Annotated in this window: 15 protein-coding genes; 7 read left to right on the top strand and 8 right to left on the bottom strand. The window is 39.0% G+C overall.

What is annotated here, in order from left to right; genetic code table 11:
- Entirely contained in the window at positions 1-750 is a 750-nt protein-coding gene (locus tag B9A52_RS02845) for a segregation and condensation protein A (RefSeq protein ID WP_084118882.1), read from the bottom strand.
- A 182-nt stretch (positions 751-932) separates the two neighbouring features.
- Here B9A52_RS02845 and dxs point away from each other — a divergent pair, with 182 nt between their 5' ends.
- Positions 933-2,849, top strand: a complete 1,917-nt coding sequence (dxs, locus tag B9A52_RS02840; RefSeq protein WP_084118881.1) for a 1-deoxy-D-xylulose-5-phosphate synthase — start codon at positions 933-935, stop codon at positions 2,847-2,849.
- A 258-nt stretch (positions 2,850-3,107) separates the two neighbouring features.
- Complete coding sequence (locus B9A52_RS02835; protein ID WP_084118880.1) at positions 3,108-3,872, top strand: alpha/beta fold hydrolase; 765 nt, start codon at positions 3,108-3,110, stop codon at positions 3,870-3,872.
- Position 3,873: 1 nt separating this feature from the next.
- Here B9A52_RS02835 and B9A52_RS02830 read toward each other — a convergent pair whose 3' ends face one another.
- On the bottom strand, positions 3,874-5,481 hold the full coding sequence (locus tag B9A52_RS02830; RefSeq protein ID WP_084118879.1) for a cation:proton antiporter domain-containing protein: 1,608 nt from the start codon (positions 5,479-5,481) through the stop codon (positions 3,874-3,876).
- Positions 5,482-5,771: 290 nt separating this feature from the next.
- A complete protein-coding gene (locus B9A52_RS02825) occupies positions 5,772-7,193 on the bottom strand; it encodes a DASH family cryptochrome (protein WP_084118878.1) in 1,422 nt (473 codons plus the stop codon).
- A 108-nt stretch (positions 7,194-7,301) separates the two neighbouring features.
- Between B9A52_RS02825 and B9A52_RS02820 the strand changes: the two genes are divergently transcribed.
- The 5 genes from B9A52_RS02820 (at position 7,302) to B9A52_RS02800 (ending at position 12,939) form a co-directional block, all read left to right on the top strand.
- Positions 7,302-7,868, top strand: coding sequence for a hypothetical protein (locus B9A52_RS02820; RefSeq protein ID WP_084118877.1), 567 nt, complete (start codon positions 7,302-7,304; stop codon positions 7,866-7,868).
- A gap of 70 nt (positions 7,869-7,938) precedes the next feature.
- A complete protein-coding gene (locus tag B9A52_RS02815; RefSeq protein ID WP_157370045.1) occupies positions 7,939-9,006 on the top strand; it encodes a hypothetical protein in 1,068 nt (355 codons plus the stop codon).
- 168 nt (positions 9,007-9,174) lie between these two features.
- Positions 9,175-9,744 carry a DUF5034 domain-containing protein gene (locus B9A52_RS02810; RefSeq protein ID WP_084118875.1) on the top strand — a complete coding sequence of 190 codons (570 nt, stop codon included), beginning with the start codon at positions 9,175-9,177 and terminating at the stop codon, positions 9,742-9,744.
- A 219-nt stretch (positions 9,745-9,963) separates the two neighbouring features.
- On the top strand, positions 9,964-12,369 hold the full coding sequence (locus B9A52_RS02805; protein ID WP_084118874.1) for an alpha-L-rhamnosidase-related protein: 2,406 nt from the start codon (positions 9,964-9,966) through the stop codon (positions 12,367-12,369).
- Between the two features lie 60 nt (positions 12,370-12,429).
- Entirely contained in the window at positions 12,430-12,939 is a 510-nt protein-coding gene (locus B9A52_RS02800) for a hypothetical protein (protein WP_084118873.1), read from the top strand.
- Positions 12,940-13,084: 145 nt separating this feature from the next.
- Here the strand turns inward: B9A52_RS02800 and B9A52_RS02795 are convergent, their stop codons facing one another.
- The 5 genes from B9A52_RS02795 to pdhA form a co-directional block, all read right to left on the bottom strand.
- Entirely contained in the window at positions 13,085-15,295 is a 2,211-nt protein-coding gene (locus B9A52_RS02795) for a carbohydrate binding family 9 domain-containing protein (protein ID WP_084118872.1), read from the bottom strand.
- Positions 15,296-15,447: 152 nt separating this feature from the next.
- The gene (locus tag B9A52_RS02790) at positions 15,448-16,767 is read right to left on the bottom strand and encodes an aspartate kinase (RefSeq protein ID WP_084118871.1); all 1,320 of its coding nucleotides are present in this window, start codon (positions 16,765-16,767) and stop codon (positions 15,448-15,450) included.
- A 192-nt stretch (positions 16,768-16,959) separates the two neighbouring features.
- Positions 16,960-17,436 (bottom strand): 6,7-dimethyl-8-ribityllumazine synthase, encoded by a 477-nt coding sequence (gene ribH / locus B9A52_RS02785; protein ID WP_084118870.1) that lies wholly within the window; start codon positions 17,434-17,436, stop codon positions 16,960-16,962.
- An 85-nt stretch (positions 17,437-17,521) separates the two neighbouring features.
- On the bottom strand, positions 17,522-18,232 hold the full coding sequence (locus B9A52_RS02780) for a tetratricopeptide repeat protein (RefSeq protein WP_084118869.1): 711 nt from the start codon (positions 18,230-18,232) through the stop codon (positions 17,522-17,524).
- A 473-nt stretch (positions 18,233-18,705) separates the two neighbouring features.
- On the bottom strand, positions 18,706-19,725 hold the full coding sequence (pdhA, locus tag B9A52_RS02775) for a pyruvate dehydrogenase (acetyl-transferring) E1 component subunit alpha (protein ID WP_084118868.1): 1,020 nt from the start codon (positions 19,723-19,725) through the stop codon (positions 18,706-18,708).
- Between the last annotated feature and the right edge of the window lie 6 nt (positions 19,726-19,731).

The following is a 19,731-nucleotide window of genomic DNA, read 5'->3' as shown; positions in this document are numbered from 1 at the left end:
CTATTCGATCGGCACTGTTTCTTTCTTTTCTACCCAAAAATTATTGAATCCCTCTCCAATCACAATGGTAACCATAGATAATTGAAGAAGTTCTAAAATGGCTAAAAATGTATAAATAACGAAAATTTTGTCAGGTTTATAGCTGATAAAATCAGTGAATGGAACCTTATCCCGAAAAGTGATTTTTTCCATGACAAAGTCCTTTTGTTGCTCAATGGTATAAGGATATTGGATTACGGTATGCTTAGTATCATCCGTTCTAGAAGTGTACCTTGAAATTACTTTTTGGTACACCTTTAATAATTTGTAGAGATCCAAATCCTGCATTTCCGCTTCTACGTCATCCACTTTGGATAATAGCTTCAGTTCATCCAGAATATTGCCCCTTTTTACTTTCGCCATACGGATATCCTCCAAATTGGAGAGTTCGGAAATGACGGATTTATACTTTTTATATTCCAAGAGATGCCTTACCAATTCTTCCCTTGGATCTATTTCCTCGCCATTTTCATCAATTTCTGGTCTGGGAATCAGCATTTTTGACTTGATCTTCATCAAAGTGGCTGCAAATAAAATAAAATCACTGGCCACTTCTATTTCCATTTTTTCCAAATGATGGATATATTCAAGGAAATCTTTGGTAATTTTAGCGATGGGAATATCATAAATATCCAATTCATCCCTTTCTATAAAGAAAAGCATCAAATCGAAAGGTCCTTCGAAAAGTGGTAATTTGATTTCGAAACTCACTGATTACTATTTATTTTATCTTAATTTTGCAAATCTCTTAGTCCCAAAGATATCTAAATAAAAGCAATTTAAATATTTGACATAAAAAAGACCTGTTCAGAATTTACTGTTTCAGGAATGATCTTTTTAAAACAATTAATATTGTTAAATGTTAATTACCTTTAAGACGAAACACATCGCTGATGATAATCAAACCCGGTAAATTACTCTCCAAGATCAATACACCCAATGATCTGAAAAAATTACCCAAAGACCAGCTAGTCCAGATTTGTGATGAACTCAGACAATTTATTGTTGACAATGTCTCGGTATATGGGGGTCATTTCGGGGCAAGTCTTGGTGTCGTTGAGCTTACGGTTGCATTACATTATGTGTTGAATACACCGGAAGACCAATTGGTATGGGATGTGGGACATCAGGCTTATGGGCATAAAATTCTGACCGGGAGAAAAGAAAAGTTCCATACCAACCGGATTTATGGAGGATTATCAGGGTTTCCAAAAAGAAAAGAAAGCGAATACGATACTTTTGGAGTAGGTCATTCAAGTACCTCCATTTCTGCGGCATTGGGTATGGCCATGGCCTCCAAATACAAAGGCGATAAATACAAACAGCATGTGGCTGTTATAGGAGATGGTTCTATGACCGGGGGTATGGCATTTGAAGCCATGAACCATGCAGGTGTTTCAGATACCAATATGATTATCATTCTCAATGATAATTGTATGTCCATAGACCCAAATGTAGGTGCTTTAAAAGATTATCTTACCGATATCACCACTTCTCATACTTACAATAGAGTAAAAGATGATATTTGGAATTTGTTGGGTAAAATCAGCAAATTCGGATCTTCTGCCCAGGAAATCATTTCCAAGGTAGAAGGGGCAATCAAATCTGCCGTTCTAAAGCAAAGTAATCTTTTTGAATCACTCAATTTAAGATATTTCGGACCTGTAGATGGCCATGATGTACATCATTTGGTGGAAATCCTTGCTGACCTAAGGGATATCCCCGGACCCAAAATCCTTCACTGCATCACTGTAAAAGGGAAGGGATATGCCCCGGCTGAAACCGGCAATAAAACTACTTGGCATGCTCCCGGACTTTTTGACAAAGTCACTGGGGAAATTTATAAAAAGACACCTATTACTCCACAGGCACCAAAATACCAGGATGTATTTGGACATACTTTGGTGGAACTGGCAAAGGAAAATGATAAGATCATGGGGATTACTCCTGCCATGCCCTCAGGCTCCTCTCTGAATATTATGATGAAAGAAATGCCTGACAGGGCATTTGATGTGGGAATTGCAGAGCAACATGCCGTGACTTTTTCTGCAGGTCTTGCTACGCAAGGACTGATTCCTTTTTGCAATATCTACAGTTCCTTTATGCAAAGGGCCTATGACCAGGTAGTCCACGATGTGGCTATACAGAATCTTCAGGTTGTATTTTGTTTGGACAGGGCGGGATTTGCAGGTGCAGATGGTCCGACCCATCACGGGGCATATGACATGGCTTATTTTAGGTGCATACCAAATATGGTCGTCACTGCCCCTATGGATGAGTCTGAACTCAGAAGTCTGATGTACACTGCCACTAAATTTGAAGGGCCTTTTTCTATCAGATATCCTAGAGGACAGGGTGTCATGACTGAATGGAGAACACCTATGAGAGAAATTCCTATAGGACAGGGAAGAATCATCAAAGAAGGAGAGGAAGTTGCCATCTTAACCATTGGCCATATTGGTAATTATGCAGTGACTGCTTCCGAGCTTTTAGCCAAAGAAGGATTGAATCCTGCGCATTATGATATGCGTTTTGTGAAGCCTTTGGATGAATCACTGCTTCATGAAGTATTCGGGAAATTCAAAAAAGTCATCACCGTAGAAGACGGTTGCCTGATGGGCGGATTCGGTTCAGCCGTATTGGAATGGATGGTGGACAATGGTTATTCAGCTCAAGTAAAGAGGCTCGGTATCCCTGATGCCATCATTGAACATGGAGAGCAGATTGAACTTCACCGTGAATGTGGTTTTGATCCTGAGGGAATTGCTCAGGTGGTAAGGGAGATGGCTGAAATTAAGGTTAGAAGTTAGGTGGGGAAAGTGTTCAGTAGGCAGTCGCAGTTCTCAGTAGGCGGTTCTCAGTAGGCAGTCGCAGTAGGTATGAGAGGACATTAGTGGTAGGTGGCATTAGGCAGGGGTTAGTCATAGTACAAAATTTGAAGATTGAATGCTTACAGCTTGGCAATTCGGGGAAATTTTTTGGAGGGTTGATAAAGCAAAGAATGAATTTCTTGGTTTAAAAATATAATAGATCCTGACCAAGTAGTCAGGATTTTGTATTTTTAGAAAATGATAGCTTTTTCTCAAAAAGGAACCGGCCAAGCACTTATCTTAATTCACGGATTTTGTGAGTCCAAAGAAATGTGGAAAACTTTTTCAGATCACTTATCCAAGTCCTATCAGGTATTCTGTCCCGATCTCCCCGGATTTGGTGAAAGTCCACTTGATCAAACACAAATAAGTTTGGAAGAAACAGCGGTTTTGCTTCAGGAATGGATGGAGGAAAACCATATTCACCATCCCTTCATCATCGGCCATTCGCTTGGCGGATATGTCACTTTGGCCTTGGCCGAACTGATGGGACAGGAACTCAAGGCCATTGGCCTTTTCCATTCTACTGCTTTTGCTGATGACGAAGAAAAAAAGAAAACGAGAAACAAAACCATCGATTTTGTCAAAAAAAACGGTGTGGATAAGTTTATAGATTCATTTGTTCCGCCTCTTTTCTCAGAGCAACATCGGGCTTCCCAATCAGAGAAAATTGAGGAATTGATTTCATTTGGAAAACGGAGCTCCAAGCAAGGCATTCTTGCTTTTATCGCAGCTATGCGGGACAGGAAGGATAGATTTGATGTGTGGAAAACTTTTCAGGGACCCAAATTAATGATTGCAGGTGATTTGGACCCGGCTGTCAAGGTCGAGTCCAGCAGATTACACCAACCTTTTGGTACCCTTTATCATGAAATGATCGGAGTAGGTCACATGGGGATGTTTGAACAACAAGAAGAGGCTCTAAGGACTATTGAAAAATTTTTGTCGGATCGAAGCGGTTAAGCTACATACTTTTAAAATCAAGCGCATTGGACACAAAATCCTTACCAAGGTTTTCTTTATACTCAAAAACATAGTCCACTCCTAAAGAACGGTACTTTGCCGTTTGTTCAGTATATTGGCTCAAAGAGAATATTTTAAACGGTCGATCCTTTATGCGGGCGATCTCTTTCAAGGCATTGAGATTCGTGGAATAATCGCTTACCGTCATGAATACTGTTTTAATATTTTTGCAATCTACATTATCCCATAGTTCGCTATCTGTGACGTCTGCCCACAATACCTGATTCCCCTGTGTTTGAAGCTCTGAAATTAAGTCAGGATTATAATCGAGTCCCAGAACTTTATTTCCATGAGTTTCGAATAGTGCTTCAAAAGTGTGCTTTCCAATACTTCCCAAACCAACCACCAAAATCTCAGCATTCCCAAAATCCAGGGGTTCACAATCCACACTATTCTTTTTCTTATTTAATTTTAAAATAATCCCCTTGTAACGATCAAAAATTTCATGGGAAAAGACATTTAACGGTGCTGCCAAAATAAAAGAAAAAGACATTAACAGTGCCAAAGCCACAATCCATTCATTGGGAAGCAGTCCAATTTGAAGTCCAACGATTCCCACAATCAAACCAAATTCACTGAAATTTGTCAAACTCAAAGCAGTGAGATACCCGGTTCGTGGTTGCATGGAAAACCTGGAGAGAATGTACAAAAACAAAAGGCCCTTTAGCAAGGCAAAAGGAAGTAGAATCAATGCGACACTAAATGTAGGTATACTTGGAAGTCCCACCAATCCGACATTAATAAAAAAGGCAATAAGGAAGAAATCCTTATACTCGGCCATCCGATTGTAAAGTTCATCTGCTTTGGGATGATTCACCAATAACATTCCGCTTACCAATGCCCCCAAATCGGCCTTTAAGCCTACCAAGCTGAAAATCAATGCCCCTGCAATAAATGTGGCAAAGAAACCAAAAAACGAAAACAGTTCGCCATGTTCCATTTGGTGGAGAAGCTTGCTGAGAATTTTCTGTAACAACCACAAAATTATGGGAAGTGCTAAAATCCACAGGGAAGGGATTTTTTGATCCGAAACTGCTATAAAAAGCACTGCAAAGATGTCCTGAATTACCAAAATGCCAATAGCAATCTTGCCGTGATAAGAATCAAATTCCCCTCTTGCCTCTAAGGTTTTAACCACAAAAACAGTGCTCGAAAAACTCATGGCAAAACTTAACATTAAGGTACTATGAAAACCCAAATCTGCGAAAATACTTAATCCCAAGTAGGTAAGGCCTAATAGAAAGCTTGAAAATGCCAAAATGGACAGGATAACGTGCAGAGATGCCGAAACCCAAATTTCGGGCCTGATAAGCTCTTTTACTTTAAGTTTTAGCCCTATGGTAAAGAGTAAAATCATTACCCCGATATCAGCCAAGACATCAATGGTACTGTTGAGATTTCCCTCCTGAAGTCCTGAAAAATTGATTGCAAATCCCGCAAACAAAAACCCCACAAGGGGCGGAAGACCTATTCTTTTGGCTAGCACACCACAAAAAAAGGCAGCAGACAACCAAATTGCATCGATGTAAATCGGATTGGAAATTTCCATAGAGAAATTGGTTATTGGATTTTTTTTTAAGATAATGATTTTCCTTCTCTATTTACTTTTCTTTCCTTTATTCTCCAAATGAACAGTGAAGATACCCGGGTAGAGAAATGTTAAATTTAAAGGGAAGACTTTTCAGAGTTATTTGAAAAAATATTTTTTACAAATTTTTCCTTTTACAGTCCCATTTGATTTTGGGAGTAAAAATGAAAATTGTATCACCTTATTGGCTACCAATACAATTGAAAAGGAGTTTCCTTTGGCTGATATAAGCTAAAAAATCTTGATCTAAATCAAATCTTGAATTCAACTATAGGATGTGGATAAGTTTTTCCCAAATCAATTCCCAATTTATTCAGATCACTGGTGGATAACTCAAAAGGCTGATGGATATCGGAAGCCGGGATTTGTGAGATTTCCGGAATCCAGTGCCGGATATACTCCCCCTTGGGGTCATAGGCATTTGCTTGTCGAAGGATATTGAAATAGCGGTTTTCCCTTGGGTCATTGCCGACACCAGCTATATACATCCAATTCCCCCAATTGGAACAAACATCATAATCTATCAACATACTCTCGAAATATGCTGCCCCCCATCTCCAATCAATTCCCAAGTCATTGACCAAAAAACTGGCCACATTCTGTCTGCCCCTGTTGGACATAAATCCTGTTTGGTTCAATTCCCTCATATTGGCATCTATAAAGGGAATACCTGTTAATCCATCTGCCCATTTGAAAAATAGATTTTTGTCTTTGCTCCAGTTATCCACATTGTTTTTGATGCCCTGAATCTGGAAAACCTTGCTGCCATGCTTCCGGCAAATAAATCGGAAATAGTCCCGCCAAATCAATTCAAAAATCAGCCAATAAGTAGATTGGTTCTTTTTGCGGCCCTTTTCATACCGAATCACCTCTTCGTAGACAAATCTTGGAGAAATGCAGCCTAAAGATAGCCAAGACGAAAATTTACTGCTATAGTCTGCACCTAAAAGCCCGTTCCGGGTTTCTTTATAAGACTTGAGACAGTCATTTTCCCAAAAATAGGTCAGTAATCTTTTTTTGCCTTCGTCTTCTCCTCCTTTAAATCCTAAGACAGATTTGGATGAAATGGGTTTATCGGGCAATCCAAATGTGGATAACTTAGGGATATACCCCATATCTATAGATTCAGAAGGGAAATTTATTTTGGTAGGTAAACCAATTGTCTTTTTGACTCTGGAAAATTTTTCGCACTCTTTTCTGAACTGTGTAAATACTTCAGGTATTTGATTGATAGGGAAAGGCAAATCTTCAATATGGAATAAGGTGCTTTGCCAAAAGGACTTTGTTTCAATTCCTTTGCCCCAGGCTGCTTTTTCAAGATTATTTTCAACTTTTTTCTCTTCCTCAGTCACTTCCTCCGTGAAAAATATAGCATCTGCCTTGAGTTCTAAAGCCATTTCAATCAGCTTTTCTTCCGGCTTCCCTATCCTGATAATCAGATCAGCACCTAATTTTTGTAGATTCTTTTTTAAGTTATCCACAGATTCGATCAAGAATTTTGTCCTGATTGATCCGGATTTTGAAATTCCAAGATCCAACTCTCTAAAATTTCTGGGATCAAAGCAGAATACGGGAACCACTTCTTTTCCTTTTTCAATAGATGAAGATAAGGATGCATGATCATGCACCCTTAAATCATTTCTAAACCAAACTATAATTCTGTTGTACTTCATTGTTTTTTTAACAGCTTGTTAAACCAGAGTGTTTGGTGGATTATGTAATTTATGTTTACTTGACAACTCAATCCAAATTTTATTTTATAATCTGAACTACCAAGAAACATGAAAATAGCAGTAATTTTTTCCTTTGTTTTTTTAAGTCTTACTTTTTCTTCTTTTGCTCAGGACAAGGGTAATTTGGTTTTTTGGGAAAAACTTTCAAAACATTGCGGAAAAGCTTATGAGGGGGTAGTGACCACTGAGATTTCAGACAATGACCCCTTTGCTGGAAAAAAGCTTGTCATGCATGTGGTTGATTGCGGGGAAGGATTTATCCACATTCCGTTTTTCGTGGGAAATGACAAATCCAGAACTTGGGTGTTGACCATGGAAAATGGTCTGGTCAAACTAAAGCACGACCATAGACATGAAGATGGCAGTGCGGATGAAATCACTCAATACGGCGGCACCTCTCCCAACACTGGAATGGATAGTATTCAAATTTTTCCAGCTGATCAGGAAACAGCAAATCTCATTCCTTATGCAGCCAACAATGTCTGGTGGATAACTTTGGAAGATGAATATTTTACTTATAATCTTAGGAGAATTGGAACTGAGAGATTATTTACTGTAAAATTCGATCTTAAAAAGGAAGTTCAAAGTCCGGGACCTGCCTGGGGTTGGGAATAACTGACCGGAACCCTTTAATTTTTTCTTCAGTAAATACAGATTAAGGAAATTTATATCTAAATTGATCCTTATGAATCTTAAATTACCGAATTGGTTAAGTATTTTCTTGCTGGCATTATCATTAATGCCCTTTTTTACCAATGCACAAACTCCTTCCCTTTTTGATGATGAGTCGCTTTTGGAAATAACGCTTTCAGGTGATTTGACCAGCCTTTTTAAAGACCGTGAAGGGGAACCACAAAATTTTGATATTCAATTAATGTATGTTGATTCAGAGCAGCAACCGGTCACTATTTCTCTAAAAAGTAAAACCAGGGGGAAATTTCGAAGAAGTATTGGACAATGCGAGTATCCGCCCATTCTACTCAATTTTGCTAAAGGTTCCGTCAAGAATACTGTTTTTCAGAATCAGGATAAACTCAAGCTTGTCATGCCATGTAAGGGTGATAAATACGTACTGAATGAATATTATGCCTATAAAATTTATAATCAAATTTCAGGCTATAGCTTTAAGGTTAAGTTGCTTAAAGTTAATTTACAGGACAGCAATCCCAAAGCAAAACAGAAGGATCCCTTCTATGCCTTTTTGATTGAAGAGGAAGATGTGATGGCCGAGCGGAATAATATGGTGCCTGTCAAAGAAGAGTTGATAAGGCCCGAAGATCTCAATCCTCCTGAATTTTTAAATATGGCCATATTTCAATACATGATTGCCAACACAGATTGGTCGGTACAGTATAGACAAAACATCAAATTGGTCAAAGATCCTGGTACGGGAAGATTGCTTGGTGTGCCCTATGATTTTGACCATGCGGGAATTGTCGGGGCACCCTATGCCAAGCCTGCAGAACAACTGGAAATGGTTTCTGTAAGAGAAAGGAGATATAGAGGTTATTGTATCGAGGATATGGAGGTTTTCAACGAAGTCTTTGAACTGTATAAGTCCAAAAAAGAGGATATTTATTCGGTTTATACTTCAAGTCCCTATCTTGATCCAAAAAATGTGAAAGCTACATTGAAATATTTGGATGAGTTTTATAAAACACTGAGTCAACCAAAATATGCAAAGGTAGAAATGCAGTATCCTTGTCTTGAGGAAGGTACAGGCAATGTGGTAATTAGAGGTTTGAAGAAATAATCAAGTTATCCACATTATTTCAAATTGTGATAAGTTTATTGCATTATCCGGGTTTTTTTGAATAAATTTCATCGTCCTTCATGCGTTTTCATTTGGAATGATACTTAATCCAAATCACGTCTGAGGGCAGTTTAATTGCCCCTATCTACTCTCGCTAAAGTCCCCATCATGAAAAATTTACAGCAATACCTTGTTGTTTCTATCATTCTATTTTCTTCTTTGATCCAAAGTTCCTGTGAAGATAAATGTGAAGAAACCAAATATGAGATCAAGGAGATTTCCCTTAAACCGAAAACAAGGTCAGCAGGTGAAACATTACTCAGTCCATGGATATCTGCCAATCAGTTGCCATACAACAGACTGATGTTTGAGCTTTCATTTCCAAAACCTGTGTTGGTTTTTTTTACCCTTAATGCAACCTGTCCTGTTGTCTGGACAAATAATAATCGGGTAAGTGACATCAAATTACTGAGTAATCAGGATTATAATGAAAATTTTCCGGCCGGGTCTGATTTGTTGGAAATAGCTTCATTTACAGTAGACAATAAGTTTTTTTTCGAGAAGGATCTTTTTTTGAAAGATTACATCAATAAGTCCGAACTCACGACTGCTTATTTTTACTTGAATGAATCACCTGTGGATAATCTGAATCATACACTCAGGTTTGTCGCAGAATTGGCAGACGGAAACTCAATTGAAACCTCCGGGATAAATGTGCTGCTTAAGTCCGAAGAATAAAATTGTTTTCATAGGCAACGGAAAATGCAGCATACCCCATCTTTTACAAAAAAAGTATTTTAAGAAAAAGGTTCTCTGTGGGGAATCTATTTCCTCTTTAAAGCAAGTGATTTTTAAAATCATGCCATTTTAATAATGTTTCCTTGGAAGAAGCCATTTAATTATAATTGTTAAAAAGGCTTTATATTTAGGGTGCTTATTGACAAAAAGACAAACCCTATGAAAAATTTTTTTTTCAAATTTATTTTCATTTTAACCTGCTTTTCATCCTGTCAAAAAAATTCCCATGAAATATCTCTTTCCAGTCTTTTGGATGACACTAATAGGCTAGCTGGGAAAAAAGAATACTTATCCTCGCCATTTGTAACTGCGGGAGACAGGGTATATATGGTAGGCCATCAAGATGGAACCTTCCCCGATTTGGGTTGGCATGTGGAAGGGGAAATGGGTGGAATCTGGAATCATCCCATCAAGTTGATGGATGGGTTTACCGCATCTGTGGGATTGTCAGATAATTCATATTGTCTGAATGCAGCAGATGAGTTTATCAATTATCCATTTGCCAGTAAGCATTTCTATAAAAACCAAGTGCCCGGAATGGAGATCGAAAGATTTCAGTTTGTACCTGAAGGGATGCAAGGTATAGTGATTGAATTTAATTTTAAAAATGTGGGTAAGTCCAAAATTGACTTCGATTTTGAATTTACAGGACATACCGATTTGATGCCGGCTTGGCTTGGAGACCAAGCCGGAATGATAGATAATGTGGATAACCTTGTATTTGATGAAGTCAGACAAGCTTGGCGGGGGAAAGATGAAGGAAATGAATGGTATGTTCTTTTTGGTTCCAATAGAAATGGTGAAAATTTTAGCGGATCTTCTGAAAATTGTCAATTTACTCCAAAGGGGCAAGGTAATGCGGCACGATTGAGTTATGAAATCGACCTTTCCCCCAATGAGGAAACAAATATTAAATTTTTTATAGCAGGTTCTTATACTTCACAATTTGATTCAGAGAAAACCTTTGATATGCTCAGTGCCCATTCTGAGTCCTTATTGGAAGATAAGATAAAACACTATAATGATATTGCGTCTTTGACCCAAATCACCATTCCTGATAAGGAAATTGAAAAAGCCTTTGAATGGGTGAAATATAATACGGAATGGCTTGTAAGGGAAGTTCCTGAAATTGGTAAAGGCCTGGGGGCAGGAATACCGGATTATCCTTGGTGGTTTGGGGTAGACAATGAATATACCCTGAAAGGAGCGATTGCTACAGGTAGAAAGGACTTGGTCTATCATACAATAGAACTTATCCACAAACTTTCTGAAACTAATGGCAATGGCAGAATTGTCCATGAAGTAAGTACCAACGGGGTCATTTTCAACCCTGGGAATATCAATGAAACTCCGCAGTTTGCCTCATTGATCTGGTGGGTGTATCAATGGACCTGGGATAAAGAATTTCTTTCCAAATATTATCCCACCATAAAAAAAGGTTTGCAATGGTTGATGGAGGAGAATGACAAAGATGGAAATCTTTTTCCCGATGGATATGGTATGATGGAAATCCATGGCCTTGAATCAGAGATGATAGATGTTGCCACATATACTCAGGTTGCCTTTGCTGACGCTGCCCAAATGGCATTGGAAATGGGGGAATCAGATCAGGCTGAAATTTATCAGCAGACTGCCGATATTCTCAAAGAAAAGATCAATAAGGAGTTTTGGGTTGAAGAATTCAATTCCTATGCAGATTTTATAGGAACGACTACCGAGGCAATTCATTTGATTGATGCGGCAATTGTCAGGGCCGACACACTCAATAAGCCTTGGGCAGTAGAGGAATTAAGAGCTACAAAAAGAAAGTTATCCACATACCCTGCAAATAAAAAACAGGGTTTCGTCATCTTTCATAACTGGGTGGTAAATACCCCCATGGAAATGGGTATTGCAGATGAAAAAAAAGCTATCCAAGCCTTGGATAAAGGCCGTAAGTTTGTAAATCCTTTTGGGGTATTTGTAACAGGGATAGATAGAGATGAATTCTCTGAATCAGAAGATGGTTCTTTTTCGGGTAGTAAAGTTTTTTCCTACACGGGTGCTGTGATGACCTTGCCTACAGGTGTTCAAGCTATTTCAGAAAACAATTACGGCCGGCCTGATGAGGCCTTGGAATATTTACAGATGATGACTAAATCCTTTGGATTTGCGCTTCCTGGATCTATTTATGAGGTTTCCCCCGATTATGGTATGATGACCCAAGCCTGGAATCTTTATAGTTATGGAGTGCCTTTGGTAACACAGTTTTTTGGAATCAAACCGCAGGCCCATCGTCGGCTTATTCACATTTCTCCCCAAATGCCCTCATCTTGGAAATCAGCCAAAATAGAGCGGGTTAGGATTGGTGAAAATGAAATATCCTTGGATTGGAAAATAAGAGATGACGGGGTGACTGAAATAGAAATCATCCAAACCGAGCCGGATTGGGAAATCATTTTCAAATTTCCTGTGGATAAGTATGAAAGCATAAAAATCAATCAGGAAGAAAGTAGGACGGATTTGTTAGAACCAGGTAATGTGATTCGGTTGAGTGGAAATATAAATACCATTTCTTTGAAATGATTGTTGTGAACCATAATTTATTTCATGAATATTTGCTGAGAAAAACAGTAATTTAAATCTATGAACAATTTATTTTCAAAAGTAGGAAGATTTAAAATGTCATTCTTTGATGGAATTCTAGAGATTTTTGGCTTTATCGCTTTGATATCTCTTTGGGTAATGACCTATAAATTCCAGCATATCGGCGCAGAATTGGTCTCGGAAGATTTTAGTTTCTTCCAGACACCCAATGAATTTTGGGCCAGTAAGATGACTTATACTGTTCCAACTATAGCTACTGTTTTATATGTTGGACTGACTGTCTACAACCTGAGACCTCAATTGGGTGACTATCCCGTGCAGGTCTCTTCTGAAAAAAGTGCTCAACTCAGTGAAATCAATAAAAGGCTATGGAGATGGCTTAAATTCAACTTGCTTCTGATCTTTATTGTCATTGAATATTTTTCTTTCCATACCGGTTCCAATGCAGGAACAGGAATTTCTCCTGCATTTATTTATGTGTTTCCAGTGCTGCTTTTTGGTCCGGTTGTCTTTTTCTTTATAGAATTCTCCAAAAGTCAACTGGAATAACAATCCAAATGTACTCTGCGGTAACCATCTGAAAAATCAACTCCCAAGTCAACACAGAAAATTTCAGTAATTCAACCCTTCAATTCCTAAGTTTAAAGTCTTTTTCCCATTTGAAATTAAGGACTTTCAATGCTTCAACTTCCTTTTAAATATTAAACCAATAGTTTAATTTCATCACAAAAGCCCTTTGTTTGGAGGCAAAGGTAGAAGGGAAATAATTTTCTGTATAAACCAAAAACAGGTCAGATACCGGTGCATATCTCCATTGAAGGCGGGTGTTTACATTGATGTTGTCGATTTGATTGTTGTATTGGACGAAAGTAGTCCAAAAAAGACTTTTGGTAAAAGTCAGATCAATTCTTGGTCCAATCAGAAAAAGGTCAGCATCATTTTGGGGTTCGGGAAGACGAATATTGTTGTAACTGAAATTCATTGAAATATTTGCCAAATAGCCCAGCCTCCAATTCATGGCCCCAATAAGGGTTTTAATATTACCGGTAAAGTATTCCCCGATTTCTCCTCTTGCCGAAATGAAAAATACTTTTCGTGGATTGCCGACATACCTAAAACCCACTGTATTATTTCTATACTCAGTACCTGCTTCAAGTGGTTCACCTCCTGTTCGGGTAGGGTCAAAAGGAAAGAAAAGGTAGGTGAATCTGTTGCTTGCTGTAATGGTCAAAGTCGATAAGGATTGGAAGCGACTGGTATAGAATAAAGTGTGTAACTCGTCTGTAACTCCCAGACTTTCATTCCACAGGATTTCTGTTTCAAAACCCGGCCCATGTCTGTTGATAATTTTGGAATCAGGAAAAAACTGATGGGTGACTCTGGAGGATGCACGCTGAAAATCTGTTCTTGGTGTAAAACCAACCTCAGGGTTAAATCCTTCTCCCACATTGGAATAAGAAAAACTTGCCTCCCAATGTAAATCATTGTAGTTGATTTGTGCATGGGCGGCACTGTTTTTTTCCTTGTTTTCGAATTCGAAGGTTTTATGGTAGAAGAATTTCCCCGTCCACTTATTGTCTGCCGAAGCAAGGTTATAATCAAAACCGATCAGGCGGTTATATTGCTCGGGGTCAAATAATGGTAATCCGTCGTTGTCATTGAGGGTTTCCCTGCCGATTAGAATCACACCTAAATTTGACCGTGTAAAGATTTTTTTTTGAACGGCAGCCACAGAGAAATTCTTACCCACTATTCCTCTTTCTGAATCATTGGCGGTCTGCATATTCATAAGACCTACTCTCCAATCCTCATCGAGTTTCCCGCTTAACCTGATCCCATAAAGAATCGGATTCTGTACATTTTGGCCTGTAGTTTCATCCCTGTCCACGCCTATTCTTCTTGAAAAGAACGGTCGAATATTCTGAGTCCCGAAATCAGCAAATAAATCAGCATTTTCAAGAAAAAATTGCCTCCTTTCAGGAAAGAATATTTCAAATCTGTCCAAGTTGGTCACCTGTTCATCTACTTCCACCTGAGAAAAGTCAGGATTGCCGGTCAGGTCCATGTTCAAAGCTGGGCCAATACCTATTTTTGCATCCCCACCAAAGGCAGGTTTGACAGGATTTGAAGTTCCCTCAAGGCTGTTTCTATCTGTAGTAATTGCTGCATAAGGAATCAAAGAGAGGTTGGTAGATTCTTTTTTCAATGGTTCTTCAAAAATCAATTTTCTGCTGAACGCGAGATTGATGACATTAAAATTTCTGGGGATTGGAGACCAAGTACTTCTTTCATTATATTCACTGTCAATCCTGTAGAAATTGACATTCCAATTCATAGCACCATCGTTGTAGCGTAAGGTTGAAAATGGAATAGCCATTTCCACCACCCAATAATCCTCATAAATTTTGGCAAAGGAATACCATTTATTGTCCCAAGCAAGATTTAGGTCCGAAGATTGCATGCCGCCATTAGCAATCAGGGATTCCCTTTGAACACCATAGGGGTTTACCCCAAATTGAAATGCATTGGTTTTATCATTGAATGTGTCCAATACAAAGCTGATCCCATCATTTTGCTCACCTCTGTAATCTCTTCTTAATGAAGTGCTTACGTATTTTTCCCTTGGACCAAGATTGTACATGACAGCCGCGATGTATAAAAATCTTTCATCAAAGGCGATTTTTACTTTTGACTGGGCTTTGGCCAAAGAGGTATCTGATGGGAAAAACTGTGAAAAATCTTTAGCCCAATCCAGATCATTCCATATTGGTTCATCCAATACGCCGTCTAATGAAATCGGGTAGTCGATTTTACTCGCGATTATCCCTGACTCTTTATCATAGGAGTCTTGTGAGAATGCTTCGAAAGTGAACAATAGAATGAAAAGAGGAAGACAGAATCTCATTGTAGAAATAATTGCGAAATCAAATTAGTACATATACTTTTTTTGATTTTCTGTCAATTATATCAATGGTAAAAATCTTCTTTTAATTTCAAGATAATTTCACTTCACTAACAATTCAGGACTTAATTCGACATTTTTGAAAATTACGAAAATCACCACTCGAATAATCCTACATTGAGACTGTTAAGTGCTTCATTTTTGAATTTGGAATCGACCAGGATAGAAACATTATGCCTGCTTCCCCCATAGGATACCATCCGAAGGGGATATGCGGTGAGGCAGTTCATGATATTGGCCACAGTTCCTTCGGATTCTGCAATCCTATTTCCCACTACAGAAATAATGGCCTGGTTTTTATCCACTTCAACAGTACCATATCCTTCCAGTTCTTTTACGATCTCCTGCAAGTAAGTAATATCATCAATGGTTACCGAAACAGCCACTTCCGAAGTTGTAATCATATCAATTGAAGTTTTGTATTTCTCAAAAACCTCAAAAACTTTCCTCAAAAACCCGTAAGCGAGCAACATTCTGCTGGATTTGATTTTGATGGCTGTAATTCCGTCTTTGGCTGCCAGGGCCTTGACCCCTAATCCCCTTTCAGTTCCGGTTATGGTAGTTCCCGGGGCATCAGGTTCCATGGTGTTCAATAGTTTTACAGCGATATTGTATTGCTGTGCCGGCCATATGGAGGCAGGATGCAGGATTTTGGCGCCAAAATAGGCCAACTCGGCTGCTTCATCAAAGGAGAGTTGGGCGATGGGTCTCGTTTTATCCACAATCCGGGGGTCATTGTTGTGCATCCCGTCGATATCGGTCCAAATTTCAACCACCTCAGCATGGATGGCAGCACCAATTAAAGAAGCGGAATAATCTGACCCACCTCTCTTCAAGTTATCCACTTCATTTCTGTGGTTTTTGCATATATAGCCCTGAGTGACAAAAATGCTCTCTTCAGGATAATTTTTCAGGATAGCGTTGATTTTTTCGGAGATTTTTGAAAGTTCGGGCTCATGGTTTTCATCAATACTCATAAAGTCCAAAGCGGGCAAAAATACCGCATCGATGCCCAACTCTTGGAGAAGTGTATAGAACAGTTTCGTTGATAACAGTTCCCCTTGAGCCAAAATATCCCGATTTATAGCTTCATTAAATGAAATCCTGAGGATGATATTGAGGAATTCAAAATGTTCTTTGATGATTTTTTCTGCTTTTGATCTGGCAGCTTCACTTGTCAGAAGTTCCTTATAAAAAGTCAAATAGTGCTTATGCAATAGGTCAATCCGCTCCTTGGCAAGATCTTTATTGGCATCTGCCAATGCTTCACCTATACCCACAAGGGCATTGGTGGTACCTGATAGCGCAGAAAGGACTACTATTTTTCTTTCCTGATCTCTTGTGATCAAATCTTTGACCTGATGCATTCTTTCGGGTCTCCCTACAGAAGTACCTCCGAATTTCATAATTTTCATGGTTGGTGTATAGGTTTGGTTTTTTTTAGAAGCGAGATACGAGAAGCGAGATGTTAGAAACAAGAACCAAGAGCCAAGAACCAAGAAACAAAGCTTGTCCCGAGTGTGGGGAGCCAAGAAGTCTTTAGTCCCCGAAATACTTCGGGACAAGCTTTGCGTCTTGTGTCTTGCGTCTTATGTCTCACGTCTTTTTTAAAATCCCAACATCTTTATCGCCGTGATTGCTGCTTCATCTCCTTTATTGCCGTGTTTTCCTCCGGCACGGTCTAAGGCTTGCTGTAGCGTATTGGGAGTCAGCACACCGAAGATTACTGGTTTGTTATATTTCAAAGCTACATTAGTGATTCCATGGGCAACAGCGTCACAGATAAAATCGAAGTGCCTTGTTTCCCCCTGAATCACACAACCCAGGCAGATTACGGCATCTATTTCATTTAATTCTGCCAGCCATTGTGCCCCTAAAGTCAGCTCAAATGAGCCTGGAACATTTTTTCTAAAGATGTTCTTTTTCTTTGCCCCGTATTTGATAAGCGTTTCCACTGCACTTTCAAAAAGAGATTCTGTCACCTGATCATTCCATTCAGAAACAACAATTCCGAATTTTTTATTGGAGATATCAGGAATGTTGTTTTCCGAATACTGACTCAGATTTTTTAATGAAGTAGCCATAACGTTGGATTTGGGATTTTATATAAACAAAAAAGAGTAAGACTTACAGCCTTACTCTTCCAAAATGCCTTAACTTATTAAAGCATTACTTAGAGGCAAGGCCTTCCAAGCGCGCTTTATGCTTTCGAGCGTTAGTAAATTCAAACGATTCAAAATATTTTTCCTCGATGATACCATAGGTTTTGATGGCGTTTTCAATTTCTCCTGCCTCTTCATAAGCGATAGCCAATTTGCTCAGATATCTAGGTGCAAAGAATTTGTTTTCCTTATGATCCACTGCTTTTTTGTAAGCAGAGATAGCATCCTTGGTATTTCCCAATTCCAGATAGGCATCTCCCAAAAGAGAATATGCCCTAGCCTGAACAAAGAAATCATCGGCAGAGAATTTTTTCAAATGATCCACTGCTTTTTGAAATTGACCTTCGGAAAGATAGATGGAACCGACATAGAAATGTGCCATGTTGGCGGCATCAGTTCTACCGTATTGTTCGATGATTCTCAAAAGTCCTGGATTTGATCCATCGCCGTTCAGGGCAAAGTCTGTGCTGTCCTGTTCAAAATAATACACCGCCTGAAACATTTCGGCCTGTGCTTTTTCGTTTTTATTTTGCTTATCAATCTGGAAATATAGAATCCCTGCAATAAGCAAAATGCCCACGATCAGGATTCCTCCAAATAATTTTGAATTCTTTTTTACAAAAGCCTCACCTCTTTCCAGCCTGCTTGCAATTTCTTCGGGTTTCTCCAAAAGCTCATATTCTACTTCAGAAGCTTTTTTTGTTTTTTTCTTAGCCATTCTTTAACAATTTGCGCCCGCAAAGTTAATTTTCTTTTATTGAAATCCAAATTGGGATTGGAGAGATAAAGGGATGATGAGGAAGGAATAGGGGGATACAACGAAAATTTAAACCGCATGGGACGCAAGGGTTGCCCTAAGGTTTTTATTCTTTGCGGCATCTTTGTTATCGTGGCGGTTAGGAATATCCGTTGTCTGAATCAAATCTTTATAGGAGATACACCTTTAATCCCTTAAAAATCAATCCGCAAGGGTTGCGCTGTTTTTTCTTTGCGACTGTAACGGTTTAAAAAAGCCACTTTTCTGTAATCTAAAATTCAGACATCAATGGAAGGCATCAAGTTCTTACTATTAACTTTCTTTTTTGAATAATGTATATCAAAACTTAAATTTTAATCATTTTTAAATTCAAACAAAAAAAACCATCGTCACTCCCGCAACGATGGTTTTTATATATAAATGCCAAAAGAATTTTACTCCATCACAAAAGGATAGTCTTCCTGCATATAAATATCCTTAAAGGCATCCTGACCGTCAGGCCAAGGTGATTCTTCGGCGAATTTAACCGCGTCATCTACTTGCTTTTTCACTCTTTTGTCAATCTCAGCAATTTCTTCCTCGGTAAGGATTTTATTATCCATAATGGTAGCTTTTACCTGGGCGATGGGATCTCGCTGCTTGTATTCTTCTACTTCTTCTCTAGTGCGGTATTTTTGGGGATCGGACATGGAATGTCCTTTGTACCTGTAAGTTCTGAACTCCAATAATGTCGGACCATCACCTTTCCGGGCTCTTTCAGCGGCTTCTGCCACCGCTTCATGGATGGCTTCCACATTCATACCGTCAACCGGAAATGAAGGCATATCATATCCTTCGCCGATGGTATAAAGTTCCGTGACATTGGAGGTTCTCTCTACGGAGGTACCCATGGCATATCCGTTGTTTTCAATTACAAATATCACTGGGGTTTTGTATAGCATGGCCAGATTTAAGGCCTCGTGTACAGCTCCCTGTCGCACAGCACCATCACCCATGTGACAGATACAAAGATTTTTGGTTCCTTTATATTTTTCAGCAAACCCGATACCCAAACCCATCGGGACTTGGGCTCCTACGATACCATGTCCGCCCATGAAGTTTCTTTCTTTATCAAAAATGTGCATGGAACCGCCTTTACCCTTAGTAGTACCTGTGGCTTTACCATAAAGTTCTGCCATCACAGCCCCGGGGTCCGTTCCCAAACCAAGTGGGTGGGCGTGGTCCCTGTAAGCAGTAATCCATTTATCATCTTTTTCCAATGCAGTGATCGCGCCGGCAGCGCAGGCTTCCTGACCGATATACAAGTGACAAAATCCTCTTATTTTTTGCTGTCCGTAAAGTTGGCCCGCTTTTTCCTCAAACCTCCTCATCAACAGCATGCTTTCATACCAAAAAGCGTAGGTTTCTTTCGGATATTTTGTTTTTGCTTTGGTAGCAGTACTCTTCTTTGCCATATCGTT

Source organism: Aquiflexum balticum DSM 16537 (assembly GCF_900176595.1).
GTDB classification, from domain to species: domain Bacteria; phylum Bacteroidota; class Bacteroidia; order Cytophagales; family Cyclobacteriaceae; genus Aquiflexum; species Aquiflexum balticum.
The sequence above is the reverse complement of the archived record's forward strand: the minus strand, read 5'-3'. Positions and strand labels throughout refer to the sequence as shown.